The following is a 13,188-nucleotide window of genomic DNA, read 5'->3' as shown; positions in this document are numbered from 1 at the left end:
GCCTCCCAACGCGCCGGAGGCATCCCGAAATAAGCACTAACGGAGCGTTTGTCTCGGGGCGCGGCCGAGGGCGGCAGCGCCGGAGTGGTCAAGATAGCGCGATCACCCGGGGGGTGCGCAAGAACCTGTCGATGGCAGTCAGGACCCGCTCAGAGTTCCCGGGCCACCCGGAATCCGACCCGGGCACTGCGCACGTCGGCATCGACGCCCTGCCGGTAGGCCGAACGGTCCTGGTCCGGCGCGCTGCCCCAGGAGCCGCCGCGGACCACGTGGGCGCTGCAGCCCGGATTGATCCAGGCGCTGCCGTCGCGGGGCGCGCGCAGGTAGCTGTCGTGCCAGCAATCGGCGACCCACTCGGACACGTTGCCGTTGATGTCGTACAGCCCGAAAGGATTCGGCAGGAAGCTCATCACCGGCGCCGGGCCCCAGTAACCATCGCGATAACCCCGGAAAGCATTGCTCCAGCGCCGGCCGTTGCGGGAGCGGTCCAGCGCCCCGGTGAGGTTTTCCACCCGCTTGTCGGGCGTGCCGTCGCCCCACCAGTAACGGGTGGTGGTGCCGCCACGCAGTGCGTACTCGAACTCGGCTTCGCTGGGCAGGCGGTAGGACTTGCCGGTGTGCTTGGCCAGCCAGTCCACATAAGCCTTGGCATCGTTCCAGGAGACGTTGACCACCGGCATGTCGTCGTCGGCGGGATGCCCGGCATAGTCGTCCTCCCAGGTCGCCTGGGGATCGTCGCGCACCACGCCGCCGCGCTCGTCGTAGATGCTGGAGCCGCCCTTGGTCACCGAATCCGGCTGGTAGCCACTGGCACGGACGAATTCACGGAACTGCCCCACCGTCACCTCGGTCCGCCCGATCGCCACGCCGCTGGCGATGGTCACCTTGTGCTGCGGAGTCTCGGTGTCGCTGTGGCCCGGCTCGGCATCGGCGGCCCCCATCATGAAGCTGCCGGTGGGGATCACCACCATCGACGGCGCCTTGCCCGGCAGATCGACGTAGCTGTCGGTGAAGACCTGCCCCGGCCGGTAGCTGGCATACAGGCGGGCGTTGACCAGCCGCTCGTGGAATTCGTCCAGCCCGGCCAGGTCCGGTTTCACCGCGGCTGCCTGTGCGGCGAATTTCTGCGCCAGCGCGAGGTTGCCCGCATCAAGCGCGGTGCGGGCCTGGGCCAGCAGGCCGCTGGCGCGCTGGTCGCGCATGCCGGCCACACGCGCGGTCGCGTCCCGCATGGCCGGGGAATCCGGCTGAATGGCCTGGGCCTCGCCGAGCGCCTTGTCCGCCGCGTCGAAGTCGTTCTGCGCCACCGCCGCCAGCGCCCGGTCCAGCACCGCGCGCTGCACCTGCAACAGCCCCTGCTGCGCCACCGCGTTCTGCGGATCGATGGCCAATACCTGCCGATAGCCGGCCAGCGCATTGTCCTCGCCCGGGCCGTCGACCTTGCCCGCGCCAAGCAGCGCAGCGGCCTTGGCCAGCATCGGTCGCACCTTCAACAGGGTGCCGAGGCTGGTGTCGAGTGTCTTGACGTCGGCCTCGCTGCCCGGAAGCGTGCGCAGCGACTCGATCAGGTCACCGGCCGCATCGGCGTCGCCCAGTGCGATGTCCTGGCCGATCGCCGCCACCAGCCGTGCACGCGCCTCGTCGAGCCCCTGCAGGGCGCGGTGGCTGTCCGGAGTGATCTTGAGCGCCTGCTGGTAGAGCGAGGCGGCACTGTCGGGGGCACCCGCCACCTGCCCGGCATGCAGGGCCTTGTCCGCGCGATCCAGCAGGGCCACCACTTCCGGCGGGTCCTCTCCCTTCTGCGCAGGCAAGGCGGCATCGACGCGATGCGTCCGCGCGGCGATCACCGCGGCCGGCGCCAGCGTCAGCGGCGGGCCGGCATCGATCTCGCCGCGGTCCACCACCATCGGCGCGCTGGCCGTTCGCGCCGGCTGCGCCACGCCGAGCGACATCGAACGGCGCGGCGCCACGTCCTCGGGATTGACGTGGAATACCCTCGGAAAGAAGTGGTAAGTCAGCGCAAAGCCCAGCACGACCACGCCGAGCGCGCCGCCAAGCGCGCGCTGTCGGTCGATGTTCGATCCTTTGGGCATCTTGGGGCGTCCTCGTAGGGGCTGCTATCGTGCCATGCCGACCGCAGGCAATCGACCTTCCTGCGCTCCCTTGCGCGGCCTCCAGGAGCCGCCGTTCACGACCCGAGGATCCCTCCGCATGCCGTTGCCCGCCCTGCCCTCCGACGCTGTCTGGATCGATCGCCGCGATGCGCTCGACCGATGGCTCGCCGACCTGCCCGCCGACGCGCGGGTGGGACTGGATACGGAGTTCATGCGGCGCAACACCTTCCATCCGCAACTGGCGCTGCTGCAACTGGGCTGGGACGGCCGCTACGCGCTGGTCGATCCGCTGGCGTTCGACATCGGCGATGCGCTCAAGCCGCAGCTGCATGGCGGCGATGCGGTCACCGTCATGCACAGCGCCGGCGAGGACCTGGAGACCCTGGCCCCGTTCCTGCCGGGTGGACCGCGCGCGCTGTTCGACACCCAGATCGCCGCCGCCTTCGTCGGCATGGGCCTGGGCATCAGCTATCGCGCACTGGTGGCCGAGTTGTGCCAGGTGGAGCTGGACAAGGGCGAGACACGATCGGACTGGATGCAGCGACCGCTGACCGACTCGCAGCGGCTCTACGCCGCGCTCGACGTGGTCTACCTGGAGAGCATCCACGACCAGTTGGCCAGCCGCCTCGAACAGCGCGGCCGTGCGAACTGGCACGCGGAGGATTGCGAACGCCTGAAGCATCGCGCTGCCGCCGCCGAGGGCGACACGCAGCCCCAGCGCGGCCTGCGCGGCGCCGCCGATTGGCCGCGCGCGAAGCAGGCTCTCCTGCGTCGCCTGCTGCGCTGGCGCGATCGCACAGCGCGCGCGCTGGACAAACCCCGTCCGTGGCTGCTCGAAGATGCCCTGGCGATGAGTCTGGTGCAGCAGCCGCCATCCACCCAGGCCGAGCTGGACCAGCGCAGCCGCGGCCAGCGTGCACTGCGCAGCGCGCAACGCGGGGAACTGTTCGATCTGCTGCGCGATCCCGTCGACGAGGCGGAGATCGCGGCCACCGCACCGGTGGCTCATCCGCTTCAGGGCGAGGCGAAGAAGGCCCTCGGCGCAATGAAGGATTGCGTCGATGCCCTCGCCACCGAACTCGATCTGCCCAGCGGCCTGCTGTGTCCCCGCAAGGTGCTGGAGGAATACGTGAGCTCCGGCGAGTGGCCGGATTTCCTCGACGGCTGGCGCGGCGAACTGCTGGGCGGCCCGCTACCGGCCCTGCTTCCCGGCTGAGACCGCCGCGGCGCGACTCAGGCCTGGCGAAGCTTCGAGGCCTGGTCGTCGAGCTCGCCGGCAAGCAGCGAAGCCGACTGCAGCAGCCCCACGGTGACCCGCTGGCCATGGGGTGTCGGCCGTTCGCGCACGGCGCCCTCGAACAGGGCGGCCTGGTCCTCGATCGCCCGGCGACCGAGCCCGCTGGCGCGAAGCTGCAGCCGGGGCACCAGCCGCCCCCAGTCGACCCGGGCGGCGCGCTCGGGGTCGCATTGGATATCGATCACCGCAACCGCCCAGGATCGCCGCTGCTCGCCACAGCGCAGGCGGATCCGCACGGCAGCCACGTCCCGTCGCGAACAGGCGTCGGCCAGGGCTTCCAGCACGATGCGATAGAGCGCGAGACTGGTCCCCTGCCGCAGCAGGCTGACCGGGCCGCGCAGGTCCCAGGCATAGTCCACTCCCGCGTCCTGCAGCAGCCGGGCAAGCCCCTCCTTGCCCAGCACACCCGGCAGTCCCGACCGCGCCAGCATGGACGGGTGCAGCGAATCGACCGTCGATTCCGGCAGTGCTGCCGGCAGGCTGTCCCGCAACGCGCTCCGCTGCAGGGCCCGAACGTCTGCGGCGCCACCGGCCCGCCCCAGCATCTGGTGCAGCACGCCCTGGAACGACTCCCGGAACTCCTCCAGTGCACGGGCCATGACGCGCAGCTCCGCCTCGTCCTCGACGATCTGCCGCTGGGTCTGGTTCAACACCGCGCGCATCTGCGACTGCTCGCGCTCGGCGCGGCCATTCAGGTAGGTGATGCGTGCACCGATCACCAGCATGGTGGCCATCGCGACGGCCATCATCGCCTCCGCATGCAGGGTGGTCGCGTCGTCGTGCACCGGCATCAGGGTCATGACCCCGCCCGTCGCCAGCATCCCCCCGATCGCGGCGCCGCGCCAACCGTGCCGCATGGCCAGGATCACCACCGGCACGAACATGGCCAGCTGGATCACGTCGCGCATCTCGCCGTGGCGTCCTCCCAGCCAGCACAGGGCGCCGATGAACGGCACCACGGCAAAGCCCGATTCGATGGCCAGGCGGCTCTCGGTGCACTGGCGCATCCAGCTGAGCCAGCGCCAGCCGGTCGCAGCCAGGCCCTGCTGCCACACCAGCAGCACGGGTGTCACCGTGAGGACGCCCAGAAGGTTGCCGAGCACCAGCCGCGGAAGGGTTTCGTTGTAGTGCAGCGAGCTGCCCGTCGGCAGCGGCACCACCTGCAACTGGCCGATCGCGATCAGCGTGGCGATGCCGGACACGGCCACCGCGCAGACCATCAGCGTCGGCATGTGGGTGGAACCGCGGGCCGGGTCGAGCCCCCAGTGCTCGCGGAACATCAGCACCAGCGGGGCGTACCAGGCGATGGGAGGGATCAGGTTGACCAACGCCCACAGCGTGCCGAGCTGCGCGTAGGAAGTGAGGCTGAGGTAGCCCAGCCATGCCACGTCACCGGCGAACAGTGCCGGCCAGTAGCGGTAGTCCACCAGCAGCAGGGCCCCCAGGTGCAAGCCGGTCAGCACGATCCAGTGCGACATGGACAGGTGGTCGAGCAATGCCACCGATGCGCAATAGACCACTGCCACGCCGACCTGGCGCGACAGGGCAATGCTTCGCACGATGGGCTTCAGGCGCTCCACGAGCGCTGCAACCGACGCCAGTCCATATCCGAGACCACCTTGGGCACCCGCTGGCCTCGCCGACCCTGCGGGTCGACCGGAGTGATTCCACCCTGGGGGTACCAAGGAAATGCGCGTTTCCGCCAGCCGGAAACACCAGCGCCATTGCGGCATGCCGCGTGGCTCGATCGCTCCCCCGTCTCGCGTCGATGGTATCGCTTCGCGCGAAGCGGGGGCAACGTCGGATACCCCCGGCCACCTGCCCACCGGCACGCCCCGGGTATTGGCGAGCCGCCCGGCCGCTGCTAACATGCGCAGCTCACGTGGGGCGGTAGCTCAGCTGGGAGAGCGTCGCGTTCGCAATGCGAAGGTCGGGAGTTCGATCCTCCTCCGCTCCACCAAAAGTTAGTCCAGCGACATCCAAAGAAGGCCGGCAAAGCTTGTAACATCAAGGCTTCCGGCCTTTTTTGTGCCCGATAGCGTCCAACGACGTGCGTTGTAATCTGCCCCCAGCCGGGGGCATGATCGGGGGCATAGGCCACCGGCCGCACTGAGGATGCCCCCAAATGCCCCTCTCTGACTCGGCGATCCGCAGTGCCAAGCCATCCGGCAAGCCTCGCCGCTTGTTCGATGCGGGAGGGCTGTACCTGGAAGTGTCCCCAGCCGGGGGCAAGCTGTGGCGCCTCAAGTACCGGTTTGGGGGCAAGGAAAAGCGCCTGGCCCTGGGGGCATATCCGGTCATCGGACTGAAGGACGCGCGCGACAAGCGCGACAAGGCGCGCAAGCTGCTGGACGCGGGCGTGGACCCCAGCGAGCAGCGCAAGGCCGAGAAAGCGGCCGGGAGCGAGCGCGCGTCCAACGGCTTTGAGGCGGTCGCCCGCGAATGGTTCGCCAAGCAATCCACACAGTGGGCACCCAACCACGCCGGCAAGATCATTGCCCGCCTGGAGCGCGACCTGTTCCCTTGGCTTGGCGTCCGCCCTATTGCCGAAATCACTGCCCCGGAGCTGCTGAAGGTGCTGCGACGGATCGAGGATCGCGGCGCACTGGAAACCGCCCACCGTGCCGTGCAGAACTGCGGGCAGATATTCCGCTACGCCATCCAAACCGGTCGCGCCGAACGTGACCCCGCTGCCGACCTGCGCGGCGCCCTCACCCCCTGGAAGCCGGTCCACTTCGCCAGCATCACCGATCCGGTCAAGGTGGGCGAGCTACTGCGCGCCATGGATACCGTGCGCGCCGGCCTGATCGTCAAGTCCGCCCTGCGGCTGGCGCCACTGTTATTCGTGCGCCCCGGCGAACTGCGCGAGGCCAAATGGGCCGAAATCGACCTCGATGCCGCACAGTGGAACATCCCGGCCGAGCGGATGAAGATGCGCGAACCGCATTTGGTGCCCCTGTCCACGCAAGCCGTGGCGATCCTGCGCGATCTGCACGCCCTCACCGGCACCGGCCCCCACGTCTTCCCCGGCCGAACCCAGCGCACCGCAATGAGTAACAACGCCGTGCGCCTCGCCCTGCGGCGCATGGGCTACGAAAAGGACCAAATGAGCGGTCACGGCTTCCGCGCCATGGCCCGCACCATTCTGGACGAGGTGCTGCACGTCCGACCGGACTACATCGAGCACCAGCTAGCCCACGCCGTGCGCGACCCCAACGGCCGCGCCTACAACCGCACCGCACACTTGCCCGAACGTCGCGCCATGATGCAGCAATGGGCTGACTACCTAGACACCCTCAAGGAGGGCGGCAACGTGGTGCCGATGGGACGCGCGCGCGCCTGAGCCACCGTCCACCCCATCCAAAGTTGCACACCATGCGACGAGACTAGACGACACTGCATGGCACAAGATTTACGCCGCGCCTAGGCTGATCCCCGAAAGCCGGGCACCTTCCCCGGTTGGCGCGGCACCCCTTGGAGGGCGCAGAGGTGTGCGCAATGACGGATGACCCGCTCTTTGGCTGGACAGACGACGCGTTGCCGGAAATTGGGGCGCAGGGTCTCGACCACTGGAAGATTTGGAAAATTGTCGACCCGTTGGGCATTCGCGAAGCGGCGCGCCTTCTCGCCGGACTGAATCCCAAGCCCTCAACGAATCGCATTGATTCCGACAAAGCAAAAGCCGCCAGCGCGGACGCCTACGAGATTGCGCTGATCCGCGCCGTGCAGAGCGGCAGAGTGCGCGCAGCAAATCCGCTAGCCTGGGAAGCCAACGGTTACGATCAATGGACAGTGCCCTGCGATAGCGCGAGCGATGAGCTGTGTAGCGATACAACCGTTCATGTGGCCGACTTGGTGCAGTGGGCCACTGCCTGTGGAATCCCGCATGGCTGGCCTGCTGGTGCTAGCGAGCAGTCAGCGCGAAAGCCCGATTTGAGTCGATTCCCGGAAGAGTTACGCGCGGCAATTGAAGCGTTTGATGCCGTTCGCAACGATCCAAAGGCCACGGCTGGCAAGAGTGCCAAGCAGGCGCTGGAAACATGGCTCGAAGCAAACAAACCTGAGCTAACTGGAAATGCGCGGGAGCGGATAGCCAGCGTTGCGAATTGGCAACGTGCCGGTGGCGCACCAAAGACCCCTGGCGAGTAAGCGCTCCGGCTGGGTGGGGTAAGTTCGCGCCTTGGGGTGGTGTAGGTTCGGAAATTTGGGGGTGGGGGTTATTTGAACCTGCCCCACTATTCAACGGGCCGCTCATGACAATGATAGGTAGCCATGTTCAACAACGGCCGCACAGGGCCGAAGGAAAGCAACATGGCAGCACCACTCCCCGAAACCGGCTACTTGCGGTTGCCGCAGATTCTCGGCAAGCCTGCCACTAACAAAGATCCGGCGATTCCCGCCCTGTTCCCCGTCTGCCGATCTACCTGGTGGGCCGGCGTGAAGTCAGGCCGCTATCCGCAACCCGTCAAGCTGGGCGAACGCATCACCGCCTGGCGGGTGGAGGACATCCGCGCACTGATCGAGCAGGTGGCCGCATGAACGCCGCTGAGTGCATCAGGGAGCCTACGGTGGACCTGGCCCAGGCGCGGGCCTTCCTGGAGCGGCTGGGCACGTTCCACACGTTCCAGACGTTCGGCGACGGGCAAAAGCATAGACGCCACCGAGCCAGAATCCTCCACGGTAACCTGGCTAAGTACGGCGATATGCTGGCGCGCTTGAACGCCGCGGGCGCGGGCGTCTTCGTCATGGTGAACGCCGGGGACTGCAAAGGCAGGAGGGCCGACAACGTGCAGAAGGTGCGCGCGTGCTTTGCCGACCTAGACGGAGCGCCATTGGAACCAGTGTCTGCCTTTCACTTACCCCCGCACATAGTGGTGGAGTCATCCCCCGGTCGTTGGCATGCCTACTGGCTGGTGGCGGACGTGCCTCTAGAAAACTTCAGGCAGATACAACAGGCCATCGCCCAACGGTTCAACGCTGACCCAAAGGTGTGCGACCTTCCGCGCGTGATGCGTGTGCCGGGCTTTTTTCACAACAAGCGCGAGCCGTTCCGGTCCCGCATCGTGAGTCACCACGAGAGGCCGCCATATCTCCGCGACGAGCTGGCCGACGCTCTGGGGCTAAGCACCGCCACAAACGCATCCTCGCCGGCGCCCAGAAGCCTTTCCGGGGCGATTCCGGAGGGCCAACGCAACGACACCCTTTTCAGGCTTGCAAGGGGTCTAGTCTACGAAGGCCTGTCACCTGCGGTGGTGGCCCAGCGACTGCAGAAGATCAACGCCGAGCGATGCACACCTCCGCTGTGTGCAAGCGAGGTCGACCACATCGCCGCGAGTGCGAGCGCTCGCGGCTCCCAAGGCTTCGCCATGCTTCCTCATGCCCTGCTGGACTCACCCGCCTGGAAGGCGCTGCCTACCCGCAGCCAGTCCATCGTGGTGGGTGCCTATCGGCAATTGAACCTAAACAACAACGGCAAGATCGCTTTGCCATGGTGCGACTTCAAAGACCAAAACGGGCTGGAGCGCCCAGCCACGTTCTATCGGTTTCGCGCGCTTGCCGTGGATGCGGGAGTGCTAATACAGACCGAGGCCGGCGAAATCACTCAGCAGGGCAAGAAGCCGGCGCGCTTCGCCATCGCAACGGAGCTCCTACCGGCTTGGCTAGATACGCGTAGTGCACCAAGCGCAAGCAACCCTGAGCGTGTACCTAAGAATATAAGCACGGTGAATGATTTTTGATGCCCTGCCCTTGCGCCACCTACCCGGAGCCAAGCCCGATGAAGCAAAAGCCCGGCCTATCTGACGACCTGCGCACGGCACTCGCCGCCGCCCGCCGCTCGCCGGGCTGGAACAGCCGACCACCAACGGTCAAACGCTTCGAACTAGAGGCCTGCACGCTTTACGTGGTGCCCTTCCGACGTTGGGCCTACCGACGCAGGGAAAAGCGCGCGGACGCCTGGTGGAACGAGCGAAACGGCATCGCGGGGCCAACATGAGCGGCGCGGGCGGCTGGCGTCCCCACATCGAATCGGCGTTGTCCCTGAGCGTGGGCAGCCTGTTCAAGGCCGGCGCCCTGCGAGCGAATGCCAATACATCAGGCGGCTGGCAATGGCACAGCGACGGCAAGAAGGTGGCGAGCATTCGCTACACAGCCACGCTGGAAGCCGAGAGTGGCGAGCTTCGCCTCGCCTATTCCTGGACACGCGACGGCGAACCGCGAGACGTAAAGTGCCTGATCCGACTGTCTTCGCTCCCCCTCCACTTCGGGGGGCGACGTTGGTACATGCACTGCCCCTACACCGGGCGACGCGTGCTGAAACTGTACAAGTTCGGCAGCGTGGAGAAGTTCTGCGCGCGCACCGCAATCCGCCCCCTGCCCACCTACTCCAGCCAGCGCAGCAGCGGGGCACACCGCATCATCGAGCAGCGTTGGGCAATCCGTCGCAAGCTGCGGGACACCTTCAGTGACTTATTTAGCGAACCATGTAAGCCATTGCGCATGCACTGGCGCACCTTTGAGCGTTACGCTCGACGCGATGCCGAACTTGCCGCGGCCGAAGATGCCTACCTATGCCGCTTCCTGAGACGTTTCCCGCTGTTGGACTAACCCAGTTATGCCTATGAATTTAGGCAACGAAAATTGTGTGAGGCGAACGCCCCTCGCCGCAAAGCGATATCCTCCTTAGAGACAGGCTGATAGACGACCTGGCCGGCATGAATGAGGAGCGGCGAACATGGATACGACTGGCAACCCTGAGCTTGCCCTTACAGTTGTCGAGGAGTACGGCTGTGAGGGCGTGGGTGCCTCTGAGGCTCACCAGCTCCAGTTGCTTTTGCTGCCTCTGTGCGAAGCAGAGGCGATACGCACAGGAAAGCCGCTTGATAATTTCGTCTTTACGGCATCGAACTTTGTGCAAGACCTGCATAATGTCCTGTCTCCAAGCTGGTATAAGCAGCGCTATCATGGAAATTGGTTTGAGGATATAGGCGAGCCACACGTAACGCCCTGGCTTTGGCGACACCGCGACCCAAAGGCATCCTTTCAACGTGGTTTGAATAGCAATGAATACATCCGCCTTGATCCTCAAGAACTAGTTCGCGTATCCGATCAATATTTGAATATCCCTTGGCTACGCCACGAATATTTGGATTGGGTTTTAGTTGACGCGATGATGGTCAATGAAGTTACAGAGTTTGGCGAAGAAATGAAGCGACAACTCTGGGTGAATTTTTCGTTCTTTTCAATTTGGGCAATAGAATCCTATAAGAAGCATCAAGGCGATCTAGATAAAATGCTTAAAGATCAGGCGCTTGCAAAGTTGCAGGCCTGGCTTACCAAGGCCGCAATTTTCATTGGCATACCGCTGGCGATTGGATTCTATGTAGCCAAGAATCCAGACACTCAGATTAGCCATCACCTTGCGATTGGGTTGCTGTGGTACGCCGGATTTTTCGCCTTGTCACGCATCTGGTGGCTGCTTCGATACATTGCCATGCGATTCAAAATGCGAGGTCAAGAGCGAAACGCGAAAGTCAAGGTTCTGCAATTGCTCGAAAAGATGTGGTCCGCGTGCAGCCTGATGAAAGGCGGCGCTATAAGCGCTCGCGAGCTTCGCGGAGCTTTAGAAAGAGCCGCCGATGCCGGCACGGTTTGGCCAATCCCGATTGCTCCTCTAGTAGATCGAGTCATCGAACAGGATGGTGCTGTGTGGACGCCTTTGCGCCGACTGAGCAGGCAGGAGATAAAAGGAAAAACTGCGCACGATTGGTGACGCGGAAAGCGGTCTAGCCTCAATGTTGCTCGGGCATGGCTGCCAATGTGGGACACACCCAACGGTCCACCCCGATGGCTTCGGGGGCATATTTGGGGGCATTTCTTCAACGTAGCTTTCTTATACGTCGATATAACAAGAGTTGAGCGTAATTGTTCGATTGCCCTCCGCCCACCAAAACCAAGCGTTTACAGAAAGGCCAAGGATGCGAATCCTCGGCCTTTTTGCTTTCTTTGTCCCCGATTTGTCACAGCGCGTGACTAGGCGTTACAGGGCGCTGCAACGGGATTGCCCCCAATATGCCCCAGCCCGCTCCGCCCTCATCCCGGGTACGAATTCTGGACCGTCTGAACATCGGTTCCGGTATGCGCTGAACATCTCAGCTGGCACCGACCACCTGCTGCAAATTTCCAGCAGCCAGGCGTCCCATCGGCATCCTCGGCAGGCAGCTTCCGATCCTAAGCCGCCGTTCCAAGGCTGGGCCTATCTGTCCGGCGTTGCTCTCAGTTGTTAGCCGGACGTGGCAGAGATAAGCTTCCGAAAGAACAATGAGTTGCGCAAGGATTTCGTTGCGACGCTGGGGACGTATAACCGGGCCGGCGGGTCCGTATATTCAATAGTTAGAGGTGCAAGCATGTGGCCCTTCAAGTCTGCGCAGGAAGCTAAGACAACAGAGTTCCCGCCAAGCCCCGAGATGATCGAGGAGGCCGCGCGCAATCCCGGCGGTTGGGTCTACCAAATTGCTGGCAACTTCGGGCCACAAGACCGTGTTCCGCCTGAAGCGATAAAGGGTGCTTTCAAAGTGGACAGCAACGGCAAGCTCACCGGCGAGTTCAAGCCAAACCCCAACTATCGGGGCAACCTCTAACCAGTCGTCCAAGTGGACGCGCGTACCGCGCGCCGCTTAACTCCAGCGTTAGAACTCATGGCCAGCATCGGAATAATCGTTCGCACCACTCAAGAGCTTGCAGAACTGTCGCACGATTGGGTGCCGCAGCCGCTCGGCTCAAGAGCCGACGTTCTCGCGGCAATCCAGCGCTGCATTCCTGAGCACGACAATTCTTTGTCTCTCGCCCTCAAGGTGGAGGAGCCCGACGAGAATGAGGACCCGAGAGCAATTTCCGTATCAGGGGTTTGGGGGCCGCGCGAGTCCGCTGTGCTTCGGGAGCTATGCAGCGCACTAGATGCTCGCTTTTACGACGCCGAAGCGGCGGAGTTCATCGAGCTATGAGTTCTATCAATTCGTTCGAGGCGGACGGCTCCGCCGCCGCTCAACTCAAGCGTTAGCCCTTAGGAGGAAGCTTCATGGAGCAAGTCCCTGCACAAGCACTAGTTGCCATAGGTGCGATTTCAGCGGCCATCATTGCCGGAGCTTTCTCATACCTAAACTTGGTCATCTCAAAAGATCAGAAAATATCCGAATTTAGACAAGTTTGGATTGATGCTCTCCGGGAAGATATTTCACAGTTCGTGTCTGCAATTTCGTTCTTGTCGAACGCGAACTCAATGTTGGATGAAGAAGCGCGGAAGACACTTTCATGGCACGAGCATGCAAAAGCCATGGAGCCATCTTTTGAAAAGGCCTCCCGGGCTTATACAATGATCATGCTCCGTGTGAACCCAGACGACAAGAACAAGAATCTAAAAGAACTAAATAGAGATTTTCTGGCAACGCTAAGCACCGTTCGGCAGCACGTACGAGAGGATAAATATGACGAAGCCCGTGAATTGGCGGATCAATTGGAAATTAAGGCGCGGCCAATACTCAAATTAGAGTGGGATCGTGTTAAAGACGGCGAACCCGTTTTCAGGACTACTCGCTACATAGCAGCGAGCATCTTGATTGTGGCACTTGCTGTAGGCGGCTTATTCCTTATGAGTTCATTGTTTTCCACTCAAGGCGTTACGGCTAACAAGCCGGAGCAGCCGACCGCCAAAGGCGCCGGCTGACCGGCAATGTTGGACGTCCGCTTCTGGCCGGTTCCGGCCGGTAATCTCTAGCTGAT

13 protein-coding genes and 1 tRNA gene are annotated in these 13,188 nt (G+C 63.7%); 12 read left to right on the top strand and 2 right to left on the bottom strand.

Annotation, left to right across the window (positions count from 1 at the left end; all coding sequences use genetic code 11):
* Positions 1 to 149: 149 nt before the first annotated feature.
* Positions 150 to 2,093, bottom strand: coding sequence for a formylglycine-generating enzyme family protein (locus tag ATSB10_RS03505; RefSeq protein ID WP_063670516.1), 1,944 nt, complete (start codon positions 2,091 to 2,093; stop codon positions 150 to 152).
* A 118-nt stretch (positions 2,094 to 2,211) separates the two neighbouring features.
* On the opposite strand from ATSB10_RS03505, the gene ATSB10_RS03500 reads away from it, so the two are divergent.
* Positions 2,212 to 3,330: a ribonuclease D gene (locus ATSB10_RS03500; RefSeq protein ID WP_063670514.1), complete on the top strand. Its 1,119-nt coding sequence runs from the start codon at positions 2,212 to 2,214 to the stop codon at positions 3,328 to 3,330.
* A gap of 17 nt (positions 3,331 to 3,347) precedes the next feature.
* Here ATSB10_RS03500 and ATSB10_RS03495 read toward each other — a convergent pair whose 3' ends face one another.
* Positions 3,348 to 4,970 (bottom strand): MASE1 domain-containing protein, encoded by a 1,623-nt coding sequence (locus tag ATSB10_RS03495; RefSeq protein ID WP_169816699.1) that lies wholly within the window; start codon positions 4,968 to 4,970, stop codon positions 3,348 to 3,350.
* A gap of 325 nt (positions 4,971 to 5,295) precedes the next feature.
* On the opposite strand from ATSB10_RS03495, the gene ATSB10_RS03490 reads away from it, so the two are divergent.
* The 11 genes from ATSB10_RS03490 to ATSB10_RS19210 all read left to right on the top strand — a co-directional run bounded on the left by ATSB10_RS03490 (position 5,296) and on the right by ATSB10_RS19210 (position 13,132).
* A tRNA-Ala gene (locus tag ATSB10_RS03490) sits at positions 5,296 to 5,371 on the top strand.
* 165 nt (positions 5,372 to 5,536) lie between these two features.
* Positions 5,537 to 6,754 carry a tyrosine-type recombinase/integrase gene (locus ATSB10_RS03485; protein ID WP_063670510.1) on the top strand — a complete coding sequence of 406 codons (1,218 nt, stop codon included), beginning with the start codon at positions 5,537 to 5,539 and terminating at the stop codon, positions 6,752 to 6,754.
* Positions 6,755 to 6,909: 155 nt separating this feature from the next.
* Positions 6,910 to 7,560 carry a hypothetical protein gene (locus tag ATSB10_RS19225; RefSeq protein WP_157469040.1) on the top strand — a complete coding sequence of 217 codons (651 nt, stop codon included), beginning with the start codon at positions 6,910 to 6,912 and terminating at the stop codon, positions 7,558 to 7,560.
* A gap of 123 nt (positions 7,561 to 7,683) precedes the next feature.
* A complete protein-coding gene (locus ATSB10_RS03480) occupies positions 7,684 to 7,950 on the top strand; it encodes a helix-turn-helix transcriptional regulator (RefSeq protein ID WP_236886486.1) in 267 nt (88 codons plus the stop codon).
* A 29-nt stretch (positions 7,951 to 7,979) separates the two neighbouring features.
* Positions 7,980 to 9,149, top strand: a complete 1,170-nt coding sequence (locus tag ATSB10_RS03475) for a DNA-primase RepB domain-containing protein (RefSeq protein WP_169816698.1) — start codon at positions 7,980 to 7,982, stop codon at positions 9,147 to 9,149.
* A 38-nt stretch (positions 9,150 to 9,187) separates the two neighbouring features.
* Positions 9,188 to 9,406 carry a hypothetical protein gene (locus tag ATSB10_RS19220; protein WP_157469037.1) on the top strand — a complete coding sequence of 73 codons (219 nt, stop codon included), beginning with the start codon at positions 9,188 to 9,190 and terminating at the stop codon, positions 9,404 to 9,406.
* On the top strand, positions 9,403 to 10,017 hold the full coding sequence (locus ATSB10_RS03470; RefSeq protein ID WP_063670507.1) for a hypothetical protein: 615 nt from the start codon (positions 9,403 to 9,405) through the stop codon (positions 10,015 to 10,017). Before ATSB10_RS19220 ends, ATSB10_RS03470 begins: the two co-directional genes overlap by 4 nt.
* Positions 10,018 to 10,144: 127 nt before the next feature.
* Positions 10,145 to 11,182, top strand: coding sequence for a hypothetical protein (locus tag ATSB10_RS19215; protein WP_157469034.1), 1,038 nt, complete (start codon positions 10,145 to 10,147; stop codon positions 11,180 to 11,182).
* 634 nt (positions 11,183 to 11,816) lie between these two features.
* The gene (locus ATSB10_RS03465) at positions 11,817 to 12,050 is read left to right on the top strand and encodes a hypothetical protein (protein WP_063670505.1); all 234 of its coding nucleotides are present in this window, start codon (positions 11,817 to 11,819) and stop codon (positions 12,048 to 12,050) included.
* 57 nt (positions 12,051 to 12,107) lie between these two features.
* The gene (locus tag ATSB10_RS03460; RefSeq protein ID WP_063670503.1) at positions 12,108 to 12,413 is read left to right on the top strand and encodes a hypothetical protein; all 306 of its coding nucleotides are present in this window, start codon (positions 12,108 to 12,110) and stop codon (positions 12,411 to 12,413) included.
* A 74-nt stretch (positions 12,414 to 12,487) separates the two neighbouring features.
* A complete protein-coding gene (locus tag ATSB10_RS19210) occupies positions 12,488 to 13,132 on the top strand; it encodes a hypothetical protein (RefSeq protein WP_157469031.1) in 645 nt (214 codons plus the stop codon).
* Positions 13,133 to 13,188 lie beyond the last annotated feature (56 nt).

This window comes from Dyella thiooxydans (genome assembly GCF_001641285.1).
In the GTDB taxonomy this organism is placed as follows: domain Bacteria; phylum Pseudomonadota; class Gammaproteobacteria; order Xanthomonadales; family Rhodanobacteraceae; genus Dyella_A; species Dyella_A thiooxydans.
This window is presented reverse-complemented; position numbering and strand designations above follow the sequence as displayed.